The following is a 16,981-nucleotide window of genomic DNA, read 5'->3' on the forward strand; positions in this document are numbered from 1 at the left end:
GGGCATGGAAAGCAGGTCGGCTCGACGGCCGCGCGACTCACGCCGAGGCGCGGTCGAGCTCGACGAGCTCGGAGCGCGTGAGCTCGATGCCGGCGGCGGCGAGGAGCGCCTCGACCTGCTCGGGTCGCGTTGCGCTCGCGACCGGCGCTGCGACCGTCGGCTTCGCGAGCAGCCAGGCCAGTGCGATCGTCGCGGGCTGGACGCCGTGGGCGAAGGCGACCGCATCGACGGCGGCGAGCACCCGGTGACCGCGACGCCCCAGGTGCTTGGCCTGGCGCGCTCCGCGGGCGTCGTGCCGCACGTCGGCACGACGGCGGACCTGGCCGCCGAGGAATCCGTTCGCGAGGGCGAAGTAGGGCAGCACGGCGAGGCCCTGCGCGTGGGCGACGAGCTCGGGAGCACCCTCGTAGGAACGACGCTCCATGAGGTTGTACCGGGTCGTGAACGTCTGGAAGCGGGGCAGCCCGTTCGCGGCGAGCACGCGCGCCTCGATGAGCCGGTCGGGACCGAAGTCGCTTGCGCCGATCGCCCCCACCTTGCCGGCGGCGATGAGCGCGTCGACGGCTCCGAGGCTCTCTTCGAGCGGGACCTCGGGGTCTTCGCCGTGGAAGTGCACGAGGTCGAGGCGCTCGACGCCGAGCCGCGAGAGGGAGGCCTCGACGGCGGCCTTGATCTGCTTCGGCGCGAGGCCCGGGTGATCGGGGTGCTGGCCGATCTTCGTCATCACCGACATCCGGGCGCGCGCGCTGCGCGACTCGAGCCACATGCCGATGATCGACTCGCTGCGCCCCGCGGCGTAGCTGTCGGCCGTGTCGAGGAGCGAGCCGCCGACGCCGGCGAAGCGGTCGAGCACCGCGAATGCGTCGTCGGCGCCGAGCGTCCAGCCGAAGGTCGACGCCCCGAGCGCGAACGGCTGGGCCTCGATGCCGGTGCCTCCGATGGGCACACGCGCCGGCACGGTGATCGGCCCGGAGAGCGGGTTGGACGCGACGGTCTCGACGCGCAGGCGGGCCGCTTCGGGCTCGCTCGACTCGGCGCGCTCGATCGCGTCGATGTCGATCTCGGCGATCGCCGCCCCCGCAGCGCTCGCCGCGCTGCCGCGGTAGACGTGTCGTGCCACTCGTCTCCTCCTCCCCAGGATTGGCTCTGAGGATATGCAGATCGATGGCTGTTTCTGCGCCGATTCGGCGGAGAACGGGTGAACCGTTATCGAATCGTTTGCAGCGGGACCGCGGATGTCCCCCGTTCAAGGGGATCCTGAGGCAGTCTCATGAACCGAGCGCGCGGTTCAGCGGCGGGCGCGCCGCAGCACCGCTTCGGCCTGGGCGAGCATTGGTGCGTCGACCATCGTCCCCCGGAACGCGAACACCCCGCGCTCGCCCTCGGCCGCCTCGAGCACCGCGCGCGCCCACGCCACGCGCTCGGGCTCGGGCCGGTACGCCGACCGGACGACGGCGGACTGCGAGGGGTGGATGCACGCGGTCGCCGCGAAGCCGACGGCCGCCGCATCCTCCGCCTCGAGGCGGAGACCCTCGACATCGGCGATGTCGAGGTGGACGGCGTCGATCGCCGCGGCGCCGTGCGCCCCGGCGGCGAGCAGCACCTGAGATCTGGCGTGCCGCGCGACCTCGCGATAGCCGCCGTCGGGCCCGCGACTCGACGAGCCGCCGAGCGACGCGACGAGGTCTTCAGCACCCCACATGAGCGCCGACACGTTGGGGATCGCCGCGATCTCGGCCGCGGACATGACGCCGCGCGCCGTCTCGCAGAGCGCGACGACCTCGAGCTCGGCGAGGTCGACCAGGTCGGCCGTGCCCTCGCACTTGGCGAGCATCACCGTGCGGTAGTCGGTCGCGGCGATCGCGGCGAGGTCGGCGGCGAAGTCCTCGGTGCCGGCGGGGTTAACGCGCACGATCACACGCTCGGGGTCGAGCGGCGTGTCGACGAGGGCTGCGCGGGCCTCGGGCTTCGCACCCGGCGCCACGGCGTCTTCGAGGTCGACGATGACGGCGTCGGCGCGGTCGAGCGCCTTCGCGTATCGCTCGGGGCGATCCGCCGGGCAGAACAGGATCGCCGGCCCGAAGCGGAAGGCGGGTCGGTCGGCCATCATTCCTCCTCGTCGGTGCGCTCGGCGCCGCGCGCGCCGGCGGCAGCGGAACCGCTCGCGGACTCGGATGCCTGCCGCTCCCCCGCCTCGCGCGTCCACATGAGGACCGACCGCGTCGCCCGGGCGACTTCGACCCCGTGCTGGTTGCGCCCGACGTGATGCAGGGTGACGATGCCCTGACCGGGCCGTGAGGCGGACTCGCGCACCGCGACGACCAGCGTCTCGCTGTACAGGGTGTCGCCGTGGTAGAGCGGTGCGGGGAACGCGACCTCGGCGAACCCGAGGTTCGCGACGATCGTGCCCTGGGTCAGCTGGGCCACCGAGGCGCCCACGATCGTCGCGAGCGTGAACATCGAGTTCACGAGCCGCTCGCCGAACGGCTGGCCCTCGGCCCACGCGGCGTCGAGGTGCAGCGACTGGGTGTTCATCGTCAGCGTCGTGAACAGCACGTTGTCGGCCTCCGTGACGGTGCGACCCGGCCGGTGCAGGTAGCGGGTGCCGGGTTCGAACTCGTCGAACCAGAGCCCCCGCTGCAGCACCTCGCGGCGCACCTCGGGCAGGTCGGTCGATTCGCCGGGCATCGCCCGCTCCCTCCCGCCTCGGTCGGCCCGAGGCATCCCTCTCGACTCGAACGCTACCCGGCGAGGCCCAGCTCGCGTGCGATCACCATGAGCTGCACCTCGTTGGTGCCCTCGCCGATCTCGAGGATCTTCGAGTCGCGGTAGTGCCGGGCCACGAGGCTCTCGTTCATGAAGCCCATGCCGCCGAAGATCTGGGTGGCGTCGCGAGCATTCAGCATCGCGGCGTCGCTCGAGACGAGCTTCGCCATCGCCGCCTCCTTCTTGAACGGGAGGCCCGCGTCGGCGCGTCGGGCCGCGTCGTGCCAGGCGAGGCGCGACGTGTAGACGCGGGCCTGCATCTGGGCGATCGTGAAGGCGATGAACTGGTGCGACGCGATCGGCACGCCGAACACGTTGCGGGTCTTCGCGTAGGCGAGCGCCTCGTCGAGGCAGCCCTGCGCAGCACCCGTCGCGAGCGCCGCGATCGCGATGCGGCCCTCGTCGAGCGTCTGCAGGAAGTTGGCGAAGCCGCGCCCGCGCTCGCCGAGCAGGTTCGCCGCGGGCACGCGCACGTCGTCGAACGTCAGCGGGTGCGTGTCGGACGCGCGCCAGCCCGACTTGTCGTAGCCGGGGGCGACCGTGAAGCCGGGTGTGCCGTTCGGCAGGATGATCGTCGAGAGCTCCTTCGCGACCGATCCGTCGGCCCGGGTGCGCTCGCCGGTGACGGCCGTGACCGTGACGAACCTCGTGATCGGCGTGCCCGAGTTGGTGATGAACTGCTTCGAGCCGTTCACGACCCACTCGTCGCCGTCGAGCACCGCCGTCGTGCGGGTGGCGCCGGCGTCGGAACCGGCCTCGGACTCGGTCAGGCCGAAGCCGGCGAGCGCGCGACCGGCGACGAGGTCGGGCAGGAACTCGGCCTTCTGCTCCTCGGTGCCGTGACGGAAGACTGGCATCGCGCCGAGGCCGACCGCAGCCTCGAGCGTGATCGCGATCGACTGGTCGACGCGGGCGAGGGCCTCGATCGCGAGGCACAGCGCCACGTAGTCGCCGCCCTGGCCGCCGACCTCCTCGGGGAACGGCAGCCCGAACAGCCCGAGCTCGCCCATCTGCGCGACGACGTCCATCGACAGGGTGTGCGTGCGGTCCGCCTCGTACGCCTGCGGTGCGACGACGGTGTCGGCGAACTCGCAGACCATGTCGTACAGCTGCTGCTCTTCGCTGCTCAGCTCGGTGCTCACGTCGTGATCCTCATTCCTGGTGGGGTGCTCGGGTGCGCACCCTCGTGGAGTGCGCCCGACGATGCCGGTGGGGTGCTCGGGGCGGCCGCGACCGGGTCGCGGTCGGCGGTGCCGTCGATGCGGGTGGATGCCTCGGGCGATGCGTCGACTCGGGCGACCGGCTGGTCTCGCGAGACCTGCTGCCCCATCGCGACCGACAGCCGCACGATGCCGGCGACGGTCGCGGTCACGCGGTGCTCCATCTTCATCGCCTCGATCGCGACGACGGCGTCTCCGGGCTCGACCCGGTCGCCGTCGGCGACGAGCACGGCGGTCACGGTGCCGGGCATCGGCGCACGGAGTTCGGGGTCGACGAGGCCGCCGCGCTCGATCATCGCGAGTCGGGCGTCGAGGTCGGCGCGACGATCGGGAGCCGGCACCCGCCAGGTACCGTGCGGAGTGTGCACCCAGGTCGCGCCGTCGCCGGCGGTCGCGACGGCGTCCGCAGACGCCGAGTGCGCTGCGGCGCCGGAGGGGGTGCCCGGTCGACCGGGTCGCCAGTCGCGGGCGAGCTGCCAGGCACGACCGCCGGCCTCGCGGGCGGCATCGACGGCCGCCGAGGCGCGTGCCGCCTGCGCGGCGGCGAGCACCTCGGGGGGAACGCCGTCGGACTCGGGCTCCGGCATGCGGTCGATGAGGCCGGTGTCGAGGTCGCCGCGCCGCACCGCCGGTTCGGCGAGGAGGCGGCGGAGGAACGCGAGGTTCGTGTCGATGCCCAGCACCACCGTGCCGGCGAGCGCCGCGTCGAGCCGCGTGAGGGCCTCGGCCCGGTCGGCCCCGCGTGCGATGACCTTCGCGAGCATCGGGTCGTAGTCGGCGGTGATCGTCTGGCCCGAGCGGATGCCGCCGTCGACCCGCACCCCGTCGCCCGCCGGCTCGCGCCAGATGAGCAGTTCACCCGTCGACGGGAGGAAGCCGCGCTCGGGGCTCTCTGCGTAGACGCGCGCCTCGATCGCGTGCCCGGTGAGCCTCACGTCGTCCTGCCGTACAGCGAGCGGCTGGCCCGCGGCGATGCGCAGCTGCTGCTCGACGAGGTCCATGCCGGTGACGAGTTCGGTGACGGGGTGCTCCACCTGGAGCCGGGTGTTCATCTCGATGAAGAAGAACTCGTCGGGTGCAGAGTCGGAGACGAGGAACTCGACCGTGCCGGCGCCGCGGTAGTCGACACTGCGGGCGGCGTCGCAGGCCGCCTCGCCGATGCGGGCGCGGGTGTCCGCGTCGAGCAACGGCGACGGCGCCTCTTCGATGACCTTCTGGTGGCGGCGCTGCAGCGAGCACTCGCGCTCGCCGAGGTGGATGACGCGGCCATGGGCGTCGGCGAGCACCTGCACCTCGATGTGCCGGGGGCGCTCGATGAGCCGCTCGAGGAGGAGCGTGTCGTCGCCGAACGCGGCCCGGGCGATGCGGCGCGCGGCCGGCAGCGCCGCGGCCAGCTGCTCGGCGTCTCGCGCGATCTGCATGCCCTTGCCGCCGCCGCCGGCGGACGGCTTCACGAGGAGCGGGAACCCCACCGCCGCACCGGCTTCGAGGAGTGCCGCGTCGTCGAGCGCTGGATCGGCGACGCCGGGCACCGTCGGCACGCCCGACGCCGCGACATGCTGCTTCGCGCGGATCTTGTCGCCCATGATCTCGAGGGCGCGCGCGCCGGGGCCGACGAAGGCGATGCCGGCCGCGGCGCAGGCGGCGGCGAAGTCTGCGTCTTCGGACAGGAAGCCGTACCCGGGGTGCACGGCCAGGGCACCCGTCGCGAGCGCCGCAGCGACGAGGCGGTCGGCATCGAGATAGCTCTCGGCGGCCGCTGCGGGGCCGATGCGGACGGCGTCGTCGGCGAGCCGCACGTGCGGCGCGTCGGCATCGGCGTCGGAGTAGACGGCGATCGAGCGGATGCCGAGCCGACGAAGGGTGCGGATGACGCGCACCGCGATCTCGCCGCGGTTCGCGACGAGCACGCGCTCGAACGGGCGCGGGCGGGGATCGACCTCGGCGGGGAGTCGGGAGCCGGCATCGCCGGGCAAGCCCTCGAGCGTGACCATTCGCGCCTCTCTGCACCATCGCAGCGCGCTCTCCAGTTAGCGCGCACTAACTGGAACTGATGTTAGTGCTCGTTAACTGAATTGGCAAGCGCCTCGGCGAGTCGCTCGACGCCGTAGTCGAACGCGCGGTCGACGTCACCGCCGAGCCGGAACGCCCCCGCGAGTTCCATCGTGACGAAGCCGTTCGCCCAGGCGGTGATCGTGCGCGCGGCGGGAAGCGCATCGGACTCGCCGACGAGCGCCGTGGCGACGCGCAGCACCGGGGCGCTCGCCGCCGTGAGGACCCCCTGCGACACTCCCCCGCCGCCGGGTGCGAACACCAGGCCGAACGCGACGGGGCACTCGTGCGCGAACGCACGGAGCTCGCGGGCGAGCCCGACGAGCCCGCGACGCGCGTCGCCGCCGGACGGCGCCGCCGAGTCGAGGCGGGCGGCCAGGTCGCGCACGGTCGCCTCGGCCACGAGCGCCACGAGCGCGCCGCGGTTGCGCACCCGCTTGTAGAGCGACGGCGCTCGCACGCCGACGCGATCGGCGACGGCCTGCATCGTCAGGCCGTCGAGGCCGGCGGACTCGACGACGGTGCGGCCGGCGGCGATGATCTCCTCGAGCGAGGTGCGATCGGGTGCGGGCATCTCGTGCTCCCCTCATGCGATGTCGGAATCGAGCTTAGGCTATTGCGCATAGCCATGATGGCTATGTAGCATAGCCATCATCGTCCACACCGAGAACGCAGAGGATACCGAAATGCAGCTCGCCCCGTCGCTCCACCGCATCGGCAACGACATCGTCGCCGTCTACCTCGTCGACGCACCCGAGGGCGTGACGGTCATCGACGCAGGCCTCTCCGGGCAGTGGCCGGAGCTGATCGACGAGCTGGCGGCGATGGGCCGCACGGTCGACGACGTCCGGGGCGTCGTGCTCACCCACGGCGACACCGACCACATCGGCTTCGCCGAACGCCTGCGCCGCGACCACGGCGTGCCCGTCCACGTCCACGAGGCCGACGCGGCCCGCGCGCGGGGCGAGGAGTCGTCGAAGCCCGGATGGGGGCACGTGAAGCTCGGCGCGACCGCGAGGTTCCTCTGGTACGCGGCGCGCACGGGCGGCCTGCGCACGACGCACCTCACCGAGGTCGTGCCGATGCGCGACGGCGACGTGCTCGACCTGCCGGGCTCGCCGCGCATCATCGGCATGCCGGGGCACTCCGCCGGCAGCGTCGCGATCCACGTTCCCGCGGTCGACGCCGTGTTCGTCGGCGACGCGCTGACGACCAGGCACGTGCTCACGGGCGCCGAAGGTCCGCAGCCCGCCCCCTTCACCGACGACCCCGCCGAGGCGCTCGCCTCCCTGCATCGGCTCGACGGCGTCGCGGCGAGCTGGGTGCTTCCGGGCCACGGCATGCCCTGGCACGGCGGCGTACCGGCGATCGTCGACGCGATCGAGCGCGCGGCCGAGGCATCCGCTCGCTGACGCTGCGAACGGCGGGGCGCCCGAGCGCCCGAGCCGTCGCCGTCACTACATGCGGAAGAGCCCGAACGCCGGCTCGGGCAGCGGAGTGCGGCTCGCGAGCTCGAGCGCGAGGGCGAGCACCGTGCGCGTGTCCTCGGGCGCGATGATGCCGTCGTCCCAGAGCCGGGCCGTCGAATGGTACGGGCTGCCCTGGTCTTCGTACTGCGCGCGGATCGGGGCGCGGAACGCCTCCTCCGCGTCATCCGCCCAGGTCTCGCCCTTGATCGCGAGCTGGTCGCGCTTGACCGTCGCGAGCACGGAGGCCGCCTGCTCGCCGCCCATCACCGAGATGCGCGCATTCGGCCACATCCAGAGGAACCGGGGCGAGTACGCCCGCCCGCACATCGAGTAGTTGCCGGCGCCGAACGAGCCGCCGATCACGACCGTGAGCTTCGGCACCCGGGTCGTGGCGACCGCGGTCACCATCTTCGCGCCGTGCTTGGCGATGCCGCCCGCCTCCGCGTCGCGGCCGACCATGAACCCCGAGATGTTCTGCAGGAACAGCAGCGGGATTCCGCGCTGGTCGCACAACTCGATGAAGTGCGCGCCCTTCATCGCCGATTCGCTGAACAGCACGCCGTTGTTCGCGACGATGCCGACCGGGTGGCCGTCGATGCGGGCGAAGCCGGTGACCAGGGTGTCGCCGTACTCGGGCTTGAACTCGCTGAACTCGCTGCCGTCGACGAGCCGCGCGATCACCTCGTGCACGTCGTAGGGCTGCTGCACGTCGATCGGCACGGCTGCGGTGAGGCCCGCCGGGTCGACGGCCGGAGGACGGGGCTCGCGCACCGCCCACGCCCGCGCCGGCTGCTCGGGCAGCGTCGCGACCATGTCGCGCACGAGCTCGAGCGCGTGCTCGTCGTCTTCTGCGAGGTGGTCGGTGACACCGGACACCCGCGAGTGCAGGTCGCCGCCGCCGAGCTCCTCCGGCGTCACGACCTCGCCGATCGCTGCCTTCACGAGGGGCGGGCCGCCGAGGAAGATGGTGCCCTGGTTCCGCACGATCACGGTCTCGTCGCTCATCGCCGGCACGTAGGCGCCGCCCGCCGTGCACGAGCCGAGCACGGCGGCGAGCTGCGGGACCCGCATCGACGAGAGCTGCGCCTGGTTGTAGAAGATGCGGCCGAAGTGCTCGCGGTCGGGGAACACCTCGTCCTGCAGGGGCAGGAACGCGCCGCCAGAGTCGACGAGGTACACGCACGGGAGGCGATGCTCCTTCGCGATCTCCTGCGCGCGCAGGTGCTTCTTCACCGTCATCGGGTAGTAGGTGCCGCCCTTGACGGTCGCGTCGTTGCAGACGACCATCACGGGACGGCCGTGCACGAGCCCGATGCCCGTGATGATGCCGGCACCCGGCGAGTCGCCGCCGTACAGGCCGTCGGCGGCGAGGGGCGCGACCTCGAGGAACGGGCTGCCCTCGTCGAGCAGGCGGTCGACCCGGTCGCGGGGCAGCAGCTTGCCACGGGCGACATGGCGCTCCCGGGATGCCTCGGGCCCGCCGAGCGCCGCGGCGGCGAGCCGCTCGCGCAGCTCCTCCACGAGTTCGGCATGGGCGGCGGCGTTCGCACGCCCCGCCTCGCCATCGGCGTCGATGTGCGTCTGCAGCGTGACCATTTCGCCCCGTCTCGGTCGATCCGCCGTCGGCCCCTTCGCCGGCGGCGGCGCGCCCCCTTGTGGACGGCACGTGATTTCGGTTAGTGTGCACTAACTCGATTCCCGATGTTAGCGAGCGTTAACCGAGATGGCAAGCAGCCCCGCCCCCGTGCCCGAGGCACCGGCAGCGCTCACCGAGCGCGGCCGCCAGAAGGCCGACCGTCGCGCCGCCATCCTCGCCGCCGCGGCGACGCTCTTCGCCGAGCGCGGCTATGCGGGCGTCACGATCGAAGACCTCGGCACCGCCGTTGGCGTCTCCGGCCCCGCGGTGTACCGGCACTTCCCCGGCAAGGCCGCGGTGCTCGCCGCCATCCTCGAGGGCGCGAGCCGGGCCCTCCTCGACGGGGCCGAGCGGGTCCTCGGCGAGGCATCCGGCCCCGACGACGCGCTGCGCGCGCTCATCGCCCACCACGTCGACTTCGCGCTGGGCGAGGCCGACGTCATCCTCGTGCAGGACCGCGAGCTCGAGCAGCTCGACCGCGGCGCCCGTCACGAGGTCCGCCTCCTCCAGCGCCGGTACGTCGAGAACTGGGTCGACGTGCTCTCCAGACTCCGGCCCGATCGGGCCGAGGCGGAGCTCAGGGTCCGGGCACACGCCGCCTTCGGACTCCTGAACTCCACTCCGCACAGCGCCCGCATCCCCGGGCGCCGACCTGCCGAGGGCATCGTCCGCGGCATCCTGGAGGAGATGGCATGGGCGAGCCTCATGTCGTGACGCTGCGCGCGACCCGCGTCGGCGATCTCGATGCACTGTTCCTGATCGAGCAAGACCCCGTCGCGGTCGAGATGGCCGCGTTCACGCCGCCCGACCCGGGCGATCGGGCGATGTTCGACGCCCATTGGCGACGACTCTTCGACGATCCGGGCATCGACGCCCGCACCGTCCGCGTCGACGGCGACATCGTGGGCAGCGTCGCCCGCTGGTTCGACGAGGGCACGCCCGAGATCACCTATTGGATCGACCGTGCGTACTGGGGCCGCGGCATCGCGACCCGTGCGATGCGCCTCTTCCTCGACACGCTCGGCGAGCGCCCCGTGCGCGCTCGCGTCGCAGCCGACAACGCCCGCTCGATCGCGGTGCTCGAGCGGCTCGGATTCGAGCAGGTCGGCACCGAGACGGGGTTCGCGAACGCACGCGGCACCGAGATCGAGGAACGCGTCTACCAGCTCGGCTGATCGGCGCGGGCGGATGCCTCGCGGGTGTGCCGCCCACCGGTCCGGCCCGACTGCGGCGAACCCCGAGCCCCGGCCGATCGCGTGCCGCGCAGTTCGCGACGACTGCCGGGCCGCGCGCCCTGCCCGTCAGTTGCCGGGCCGCGCACCCTGCCCGTCGGCGAGCGCGTCGATCCGGCGGGCGAGCTCGACGTCGCGCGAGGTGACGCCGCCCACGTCGTGCGAGCTCAGCTCGAACTCGATGCGCCCCCAGCCGAGCCGCACGTCGGGATGGTGGTTCAGGGCGTCGGCGACCGCAGCGACCTCGTCGAGCAGCTCGACCGCGCTCGCGAAGTCATCGGTGCGGTAGGCGCCGTCGATCCGGTCGCCGGTGTGCACGAACGCCGTTCCCGCCAGGTCGTCGGCGGTCTCGGCCGGGGTGAGGATGCGCCGCGGGTCGTTCATGCTGCCATCATCCTCCGGGCTACGACCCGCCGGTAGGGGTGCGGTCCCACCCGGAACCGAACCCGGGGTGCCCGCCGCGGATCGCACGACGGAACGGCGAGCCGCCGCCGATCTCCCGAGTTCGGTACCGGCCGTCACATCATGGTCAGCGCGCGACCCGGCTCGCGCAGGATCGCGCCGATGTCGGCGAGGAACCGCGAGCCCTGCGCACCGTCGACGAGTCGGTGGTCGAACGAGAGGCTGAGCGTCATGACCTCGCGCAGCGCGATCTCACCGCGGTGCTCCCACGGCTGGCGTCGCACGGCCCCCATCGCGAGGATCGCCGCCTCACCCGGGTTGAGGATCGGCGTGCCCGCGTCGATGCCGAACACGCCGATGTTGGTGATCGAGATCGTCCCGCCTGCGAGGTCTGCGGGGCTCGTGCGCCCTGCGCGGGCGGTCTCGGCGAGCGCGGTGATCGCGTCGGCGAGCTCGAGCAGCGTCAGCTCGTCTGCGGCCGGGATGTTCGGCACGACGAGTCCCCGATCGGTCGCGGCGGCGATGCCGAGGTTGACGCCGCCGAACTGCACGATCTCCTGCGCGTCGTCGTCCCACCGGGCGTTGACGTCGGGCGTGCGGCGAGCGGCGATGCAGAGCGCCTTCGCGACGACGGCGAGCGGGGTGACCCGGTGCGACGCGAGCGCGCGGTCTTCGCGCAGGCTGCGCACGAGCTCCATCGTCTCGGTGACGTCGACGGTGAGGAACTCGGTCACGTGCGGCGCGGTGAAGGCGCTGCGCACCATCGCCGCCGCGGTGTGCTTGCGCACGCCGCGGATCGGGATGCGCGTCTCCGCCGGGCGGTCGGCACGGCCGCGGGCCGCCGCGGCGGGCACTGCGCCGACGGCACCGGCCGCGGGAGCCGCGACCCCGGGCGAGGACGCCGCGCGCTCGACGTCGTCGCGCGTGATGAGCCCGCGCGGGCCGGTGCCCGCGATCTGTTCGAGGTCGACGCCCAGGTCACGGGCGAGCTTGCGCACCGGCGGCGTCGAGCGGGGTCGCTCGGGCCGCTCCCCCGCCTGCGCGGGCGCTTCGGCGGCGGCCGGCCCGGTCGTCGCCTCCGCCGACGTCGCGGAGGGCGTGCCGGTGCGTGCTGTCGCCGCCGCGGAAGCGGCACCGCCGGGCGCGCGGCGCGCACGCCGCTTCGGGCCGCCCTCGTCGCGCGCACCGTAGCCGACGAGCGTGGGCTCGGGGGCATCGGAGGTCGAGGCGCCCGACTCGGAGGCATCCGCCGCCCCGACCGGTTCGCCGTCGTCGAGCGGTTCACCGGTGTCGCACGAGAAGAGCGGCTCGCCCACGTTGACCGTCTCGCCCTCGGCGGCATGCAGCGCGGTGATGACCCCCGCGTACGGCGTCGGCAGTTCGACGACGGCCTTCGCGGTCTCGACGTCGGCGACGATCTGGTTGAGCTCGACCCGGTCGCCGACGGCGACCCGCCAGGCGACGATCTCGCTCTCGGTGAGGCCCTCGCCGAGGTCGGGCAACGGGAAGTCGCGGATCATCGTCGTCATGCCTCCACTCCGCTCAGCGAGTTCGGACGGCCGAGCACCCGGTCGACCCCGTCGAGGATGCGGTCGAGGTCGGGCAGGTGGTGCCGTTCGAGCTTGGCCGGCGGATACGGGATGTCGTGGCCGGTGACGCGCACGGGCGCCGCCTCGAGGAACTCGAAGCACCGCTCGGTGATCGACGCCGCGATCTCGGCGCCCATGCCGCCCTGCTGTCCCGCCTCGTGCGCGATCACGAGGCGTCCCGTCCGACGCACCGACGCCTCGACGGGTGCGTAGTCGATCGGCGCGAGCGAGCGCAGGTCGATGACCTCGATCGAGACGCCGTCTTCCGCCGCCGCCGTCGCCGCGTCACGGGCGGTCTGCACGAGCGCGCCGTAGGTGACGAGCGTGACGTCGTCGCCGCGGGTGAGCGTCGACGCGACGCCCATGGGCGGTGCGTCGGCGAGGCTCGCGTCGAGGTCGACCTCGCCCTTCACGTGGTAGCGGCGCTTCGGCTCGAAGAAGAGCACGGGGTCGTCGCTCGCGATCGCCTGGCGGATCATGAGGTGCGCGTCGGCGGGGTTCGAGCACGCGACGACGCGCAGGCCCGCCGTGTGCGCGAAGTACGCCTCGGGCGACTCCGAATGGTGCTCGGCCGCACCGATGCCGCCGCCGAAGGGCACGCGGATCGTGATCGGCATCTTCACCGTGCCGCGCGAACGGTAGTGCAGCTTGGCGACCTGGGCGACGATCTGGTCGAAGCCGGGATAGATGAAGCCGTCGAACTGGATCTCGACGACGGGGCGGAATCCACGGTACGCGAGCCCGACCGCCGTTCCGATGAGGCCCGCCTCCGACAGCGGCGAGTCGACGACGCGGTGCGCGCCGAACTCCGCCTTCAGCCCGTCGGTGACGCGGAACACGCCGCCGAGCGTGCCGATGTCCTCGCCCATGAGCACGACCTTCTCGTCGTCGGCGAGCGCGTGGCGCAGCCCCGCGTTGAGGGCCTTCGCAAGGGTCAGCTGGGTCATCGAGCGCCTCCTTCAGAGCCGGATGCCTCGTGGCTCGCGTCGTCGAACATCGCGAGGTAGCGGGCGTAGTGGTCGCGCTGGCGGTCGAGGTGGCTGTTCGGCTCGGCGTAGACGTGGTCGAACACCGACATGGGTTCGGGGTCGGCGAGCGTGGTGATCGCCGCGCGCAGGTCGGCGGCGACGCGGTCGGCCTCGGCCTGCGCGTCGCGCTGCAGGCCCTCGGCGTCGACACCCGAGGCCTCGAGGAACGCCAGCACGCGCGCGATCGGGTCGCGCTCGCGCCATTCGGCGAGCTCGGGCTCGGTACGGTAGCGGGTCGGGTCGTCGGCGGTGGTGTGCGGGCCGATCCGGTAGGTGACGGCCTCGATGAAGGTCGGCCCTTCGCCGCGGCGGGCGCGATCGAGTGCGATGCGCGTCGCCGCCAGGACGGCGAGCACGTCGTTGCCGTCGACGCGGATGCCCGGCATGCCGAAGCCGTCGGCGCGACGCGCGAGGGGCTGCTTGGACTGCAGTCCGACCGGCTCGGAGATCGCCCACTGGTTGTTCTGGCAGAAGAACACGACGGGGGCGTCGAAGCTCGCGGCGAACACGAGCGCCTCGTTGACGTCGCCCTCGCTGGTCGCGCCGTCGCCGAAGTAGGCGATGGCCGCGGTGTCGGTGCCCTCCCAGCGGGCTCCCATCGCGTAGCCGGTGGCGTGCAGCGCCTGCGCGCCGATGATGATCTGCGGCACGGCCATGTTGTGCTCGTAGGGGTTCCACCCGCTCGCGGCGGTGCCGCGCCACACGCTCAGGAGCTCGGCCGGCTGCACATCGCGCACCCAGGCGACGGCGTGCTCGCGGTAGCTCGAGAAGACGAAGTCGTCGCCGCGGAGGGCGCGCGCCGACCCGATCTGGGCGGCCTCCTGGCCGGCCAGCGGGGGCCACAGGCCCAGTTCGCCCTGGCGTTGCAGGGCCGTGGCCTCGGTGTCGAGCCGGCGCACGACGACCATGTCGCGGTACAGCCGCGCGAGCACATCGAGGTCGATGTCGCGGACCCACGGGTCGTGGACGTCGTCGCGCACGCGCTCGCCCGTCGGGGTGATCAGCTGGACGAACGGATCGGGGCGCGTCAACAGCCCCGTGGCGTCTCGGTCGGATGGGGTCATCGTCGATCCTCGCTTTCGGCGGACCCGCTTCGTGGGCAGCCCGCACCGGCCGCTCTGCCGGATACGGCGAGCATACGTCGATCGGTCACACCGCTCAAGCATGCACCGATCGCTTGAGCATGTTGCCAAGTCGAAGCCGAGCGATGCGTGCTATCGTCTGGCGATATGACCGGTTACGACGCCGTCGACCGTGCCCTGCTCTCGGCGCTCGCACCCGACCCGCGCGCCACGGTGGTCGCCCTCGCCGATCGGCTCGGCCTGTCGCGCAACACCGTGCAGGCGAGGATGGCGCGGCTCGAGGCATCCGGGGCGTTCCTCTCGTTCGAGCGCAGCATGGACCCCACGCCGCTCGGCTACCCGCTCGAGGCGTTCATCGCCGTCCACGTCCGGCAGAAGCTGCTCGGCGACGTGGTCGACCGCATCGCCGAGATCCCCGAGGTCATCCAGGCGCACGGGCTCTCGGGGTCGATCGACCTGCTCGTGCGCGTCGTCTGCCGAGATGCGCACGACCTGTTCCGCATCGACGGCGAGATCCTCGCGGTCGACGGCGTCGAACGCACCGAGACCTCGCTCGCGATGGGCGAGCTCATCCCCTATCGACTCGGACCGCTGCTCACCTCGGGGAGCTGACCGATGCACGTGGCGGTCGTGAGATGCGAGCGGCTCCCGAGCTTCGTCACGTGGCGCATCCCCGACGTGGAGTCGCTCTTCGCCGACGACCACCGGCTGCTCGAGGCGCTCCGCGAACGCGGCGTCGACGCCGAGGCCGTCGCCTGGAGCGACCCGACCGTCGACTGGAGTCGCTACGACGCCGCGGTGCTGCGGAGCACCTGGGACTACGTCGACCACGTCGACGCGTTCCTCGAGGCGACCGACGGGATCGCGCACTCGGGGTGCCTCCTCCTCAACCCCGTCGACGCGGTGCGCTGGAACGCCGACAAGCGCTACCTCGACGACCTCGAGCGCATGGGCGTGCCGATCGTGCCGGTCGTGCGCGGGCGACGGGTCGATGCGGCACGGGTGCTCGCCGCGGTCGACGACGCCGGCTGGGACGAGCTCGTCGTGAAGCCGGCGATCGGAGTCGGCGGGTCGGGCGTCGTCCGCACGACGGCGAGCGACCTGGCCGCGATGCTCGAGGCGCTCCCGCACGACGCCGAGGTCATGGTGCAGCCGTTCGCCGCATCGATCGTCGCGGAGGGCGAACTGTCGTTCGCGTTCCTGGGCGGGACGCACAGCCACGTGCTGCGCAAGCGCCCGGCCGCCGGCGACTTCCGCGCCCATGGCATCTACGGCGGGTCGATCGAGCGCGTCGTTCCCGACCCCGACGACCTCGCCGCGGTCGAGGCGATGCTCGCAGTGCTGCCGTTCGACCTCCTGTACGCGAGGTTCGACGTCGTCCGGTTCGGCGGCCGTCTCGGCGTGCTCGAGCTCGAGCTCATCGAGCCGATGCTGTACCTGGATCTCGCTCCAGGCAGCGCCGGACGCCTCGCCGAGGCGACGATCGCCCGGCTCGGCACCGACCGGGACGGAGTTGCAAACGATTGATTGCAAACAAACTCTTGCAAAGCTTCCTTTGCAGCGCTATCTTTGCAACATGACGACGACACCGGAGAACTTCGAGGACCAGCCGAGCAGCACCCGCCACCCCGGCATCGACCATGTGCTGTCGACCTCGGCGCTGAAGTCGCTCGCCCACCCGTTGCGAGTGCGCATCTACGACGAGCTGTCGGCCTACGGCCCGCTCACCGCGAGCGGGCTCGGCGAACGACTCGGCGAATCGAGCGGGTCGATGAGCTACCACCTGCGCCAGCTCGAGCGGTCCGGCCTCGTGCGCGAGAACACCGCTCGCGGCAAGGGTCGCGAACGCTGGTGGGAGCGGGTGCCCGGTTCAGTCGCCGTTCCCGACGCCCGCTCGCTGCCGCCGGGCAGCGCCGAACGACTCGCCGCCAAGCTCGTCGAAGACGAGTGGATGCGCACACGCGAGCAGAACTTCCGCGACTTCGTCACCGAGGGCGACCAGATCTTCGACGCCGAATGGCTCGACATCGCCACGAGCGACACGATCAACCTCCGGCTCACCGCCGAGCAGCTCGGCGCACTCGTCGCCGAGCTCGACGTCGTCTTCATGAAGTACGGCGACCTCTACAAGCTCACCCCGTCGCCGGGCTCGCGCCCGGTGCAGATCCACCTCAACGCCTTCCCGCTCGTGCGCGGGCAGGTCACCGACGACACCACGACTCCGAAGGAGCGATGATGACGAACGCAACCCTCTCTCCCCTCTCTCCCGGCGCCGGCGCCCTCGCCGCACTCGCTGTGCGCGGCGGGCTCGGCCTCGCGAGCTGGGGTCTCCGGCTCGCGAGCCGGCGCAACGACCGCGAACGCCAGCTCGACCGGCTCGAGGCGCGGACCGCCGCCCGCAGGGCGCTGGCCGAGCGCGACGCGCTCACGGGCCGCGCCACGACCCGCCTGCTCTGAGCCGGCTCACGCGCCGCGCCGGGAGTTCGGCGATCGCCACGACTTCGG

General features: G+C 72.5%; 18 protein-coding genes. 7 read left to right on the forward strand and 11 right to left on the reverse strand.

Annotated features, from left to right (window positions below):
• Positions 1-37: 37 nt before the first annotated feature.
• The 6 genes from LR269_RS13765 to LR269_RS13790 form a co-directional block, all read right to left on the reverse strand.
• Positions 38-1,120, reverse strand: a complete 1,083-nt coding sequence (locus LR269_RS13765) for an aldo/keto reductase (protein ID WP_231431327.1) — start codon at positions 1,118-1,120, stop codon at positions 38-40.
• 168 nt (positions 1,121-1,288) lie between these two features.
• Positions 1,289-2,107 (reverse strand): CoA ester lyase, encoded by an 819-nt coding sequence (locus LR269_RS13770; RefSeq protein WP_231431328.1) that lies wholly within the window; start codon positions 2,105-2,107, stop codon positions 1,289-1,291.
• Positions 2,107-2,688: a MaoC family dehydratase gene (locus tag LR269_RS13775; protein ID WP_231431329.1), complete on the reverse strand. Its 582-nt coding sequence runs from the start codon at positions 2,686-2,688 to the stop codon at positions 2,107-2,109. Before LR269_RS13775 ends, LR269_RS13770 begins: the two co-directional genes overlap by 1 nt.
• Before the next feature lie 53 nt (positions 2,689-2,741).
• Positions 2,742-3,908: an acyl-CoA dehydrogenase family protein gene (locus LR269_RS13780; protein WP_275506737.1), complete on the reverse strand. Its 1,167-nt coding sequence runs from the start codon at positions 3,906-3,908 to the stop codon at positions 2,742-2,744.
• The gene (locus LR269_RS13785; RefSeq protein WP_231431330.1) at positions 3,905-5,980 is read right to left on the reverse strand and encodes a biotin carboxylase N-terminal domain-containing protein; all 2,076 of its coding nucleotides are present in this window, start codon (positions 5,978-5,980) and stop codon (positions 3,905-3,907) included. The genes LR269_RS13780 and LR269_RS13785 overlap by 4 nt, the downstream gene beginning before the upstream one ends.
• Before the next feature lie 62 nt (positions 5,981-6,042).
• Complete coding sequence (locus LR269_RS13790) at positions 6,043-6,612, reverse strand: TetR/AcrR family transcriptional regulator (protein ID WP_231431331.1); 570 nt, start codon at positions 6,610-6,612, stop codon at positions 6,043-6,045.
• A 112-nt stretch (positions 6,613-6,724) separates the two neighbouring features.
• Here LR269_RS13790 and LR269_RS13795 point away from each other — a divergent pair, with 112 nt between their 5' ends.
• Positions 6,725-7,450 (forward strand): MBL fold metallo-hydrolase, encoded by a 726-nt coding sequence (locus tag LR269_RS13795; protein WP_231431332.1) that lies wholly within the window; start codon positions 6,725-6,727, stop codon positions 7,448-7,450.
• A gap of 45 nt (positions 7,451-7,495) precedes the next feature.
• Here the strand turns inward: LR269_RS13795 and LR269_RS13800 are convergent, their stop codons facing one another.
• On the reverse strand, positions 7,496-9,103 hold the full coding sequence (locus LR269_RS13800; protein WP_231431333.1) for a carboxyl transferase domain-containing protein: 1,608 nt from the start codon (positions 9,101-9,103) through the stop codon (positions 7,496-7,498).
• Between the two features lie 127 nt (positions 9,104-9,230).
• Here LR269_RS13800 and LR269_RS13805 point away from each other — a divergent pair, with 127 nt between their 5' ends.
• Complete coding sequence (locus tag LR269_RS13805) at positions 9,231-9,857, forward strand: TetR/AcrR family transcriptional regulator (RefSeq protein ID WP_231431334.1); 627 nt, start codon at positions 9,231-9,233, stop codon at positions 9,855-9,857.
• A complete protein-coding gene (locus LR269_RS13810; protein ID WP_231431335.1) occupies positions 9,836-10,318 on the forward strand; it encodes a GNAT family N-acetyltransferase in 483 nt (160 codons plus the stop codon). The genes LR269_RS13805 and LR269_RS13810 overlap by 22 nt, the downstream gene beginning before the upstream one ends.
• Positions 10,319-10,444: 126 nt before the next feature.
• Here LR269_RS13810 and LR269_RS13815 read toward each other — a convergent pair whose 3' ends face one another.
• From LR269_RS13815 to pdhA, 4 genes are all read right to left on the reverse strand, one after another.
• Positions 10,445-10,759, reverse strand: coding sequence for a 4a-hydroxytetrahydrobiopterin dehydratase (locus LR269_RS13815; protein WP_231431336.1), 315 nt, complete (start codon positions 10,757-10,759; stop codon positions 10,445-10,447).
• A 134-nt stretch (positions 10,760-10,893) separates the two neighbouring features.
• Positions 10,894-12,297, reverse strand: a complete 1,404-nt coding sequence (locus LR269_RS13820; protein WP_231432354.1) for a dihydrolipoamide acetyltransferase family protein — start codon at positions 12,295-12,297, stop codon at positions 10,894-10,896.
• 5 nt (positions 12,298-12,302) lie between these two features.
• Positions 12,303-13,313: an alpha-ketoacid dehydrogenase subunit beta gene (locus LR269_RS13825; RefSeq protein ID WP_231431337.1), complete on the reverse strand. Its 1,011-nt coding sequence runs from the start codon at positions 13,311-13,313 to the stop codon at positions 12,303-12,305.
• On the reverse strand, positions 13,310-14,458 hold the full coding sequence (pdhA, locus tag LR269_RS13830; RefSeq protein WP_231431338.1) for a pyruvate dehydrogenase (acetyl-transferring) E1 component subunit alpha: 1,149 nt from the start codon (positions 14,456-14,458) through the stop codon (positions 13,310-13,312). The genes LR269_RS13825 and pdhA overlap by 4 nt, the downstream gene beginning before the upstream one ends.
• Positions 14,459-14,623: 165 nt before the next feature.
• On the opposite strand from pdhA, the gene LR269_RS13835 reads away from it, so the two are divergent.
• From LR269_RS13835 to LR269_RS13850, 4 genes are read left to right on the forward strand one after another with little or no spacing between them, the layout of a single operon-like run.
• Entirely contained in the window at positions 14,624-15,088 is a 465-nt protein-coding gene (locus tag LR269_RS13835) for an Lrp/AsnC family transcriptional regulator (protein ID WP_231431339.1), read from the forward strand.
• 9 nt (positions 15,089-15,097) lie between these two features.
• On the forward strand, positions 15,098-16,003 hold the full coding sequence (locus LR269_RS19020) for a RimK family alpha-L-glutamate ligase (protein WP_231431340.1): 906 nt from the start codon (positions 15,098-15,100) through the stop codon (positions 16,001-16,003).
• 49 nt (positions 16,004-16,052) lie between these two features.
• Complete coding sequence (locus LR269_RS13845) at positions 16,053-16,712, forward strand: transcriptional regulator (protein ID WP_231431341.1); 660 nt, start codon at positions 16,053-16,055, stop codon at positions 16,710-16,712.
• The gene (locus tag LR269_RS13850; RefSeq protein ID WP_231431342.1) at positions 16,712-16,933 is read left to right on the forward strand and encodes a hypothetical protein; all 222 of its coding nucleotides are present in this window, start codon (positions 16,712-16,714) and stop codon (positions 16,931-16,933) included. The genes LR269_RS13845 and LR269_RS13850 overlap by 1 nt, the downstream gene beginning before the upstream one ends.
• Positions 16,934-16,981: the final 48 nt, after the last annotated feature.

The organism is Agromyces sp. S2-1-8 (assembly GCF_021129215.1).
Lineage (GTDB): Bacteria > Actinomycetota > Actinomycetes > Actinomycetales > Microbacteriaceae > Agromyces > Agromyces chromiiresistens.

Coding starts and splice junctions, on each gene's coding strand:
- LR269_RS13845 (WP_231431341.1), top strand. CDS start 16,053: ATGACGACGACACCGGAGAACTTCGAGGACCAGCCGAGCAGCACCCGC.
- LR269_RS13805 (WP_231431334.1), top strand. CDS start 9,231: ATGGCAAGCAGCCCCGCCCCCGTGCCCGAGGCACCGGCAGCGCTCACC.
- LR269_RS13815 (WP_231431336.1), bottom strand. CDS start 10,759: ATGAACGACCCGCGGCGCATCCTCACCCCGGCCGAGACCGCCGACGAC.
- LR269_RS13820 (WP_231432354.1), bottom strand. CDS start 12,297: ATGATCCGCGACTTCCCGTTGCCCGACCTCGGCGAGGGCCTCACCGAG.
- LR269_RS13800 (WP_231431333.1), bottom strand. CDS start 9,103: ATGGTCACGCTGCAGACGCACATCGACGCCGATGGCGAGGCGGGGCGT.
- LR269_RS13770 (WP_231431328.1), bottom strand. CDS start 2,107: ATGGCCGACCGACCCGCCTTCCGCTTCGGGCCGGCGATCCTGTTCTGC.
- LR269_RS13785 (WP_231431330.1), bottom strand. CDS start 5,980: ATGGTCACGCTCGAGGGCTTGCCCGGCGATGCCGGCTCCCGACTCCCC.
- LR269_RS13790 (WP_231431331.1), bottom strand. CDS start 6,612: ATGCCCGCACCCGATCGCACCTCGCTCGAGGAGATCATCGCCGCCGGC.
- LR269_RS13825 (WP_231431337.1), bottom strand. CDS start 13,313: ATGACCCAGCTGACCCTTGCGAAGGCCCTCAACGCGGGGCTGCGCCAC.
- pdhA (WP_231431338.1), bottom strand. CDS start 14,458: ATGACCCCATCCGACCGAGACGCCACGGGGCTGTTGACGCGCCCCGAT.
- LR269_RS13850 (WP_231431342.1), top strand. CDS start 16,712: ATGACGAACGCAACCCTCTCTCCCCTCTCTCCCGGCGCCGGCGCCCTC.
- LR269_RS13810 (WP_231431335.1), top strand. CDS start 9,836: ATGGGCGAGCCTCATGTCGTGACGCTGCGCGCGACCCGCGTCGGCGAT.
- LR269_RS13835 (WP_231431339.1), top strand. CDS start 14,624: ATGACCGGTTACGACGCCGTCGACCGTGCCCTGCTCTCGGCGCTCGCA.
- LR269_RS13795 (WP_231431332.1), top strand. CDS start 6,725: ATGCAGCTCGCCCCGTCGCTCCACCGCATCGGCAACGACATCGTCGCC.
- LR269_RS13775 (WP_231431329.1), bottom strand. CDS start 2,688: ATGCCCGGCGAATCGACCGACCTGCCCGAGGTGCGCCGCGAGGTGCTG.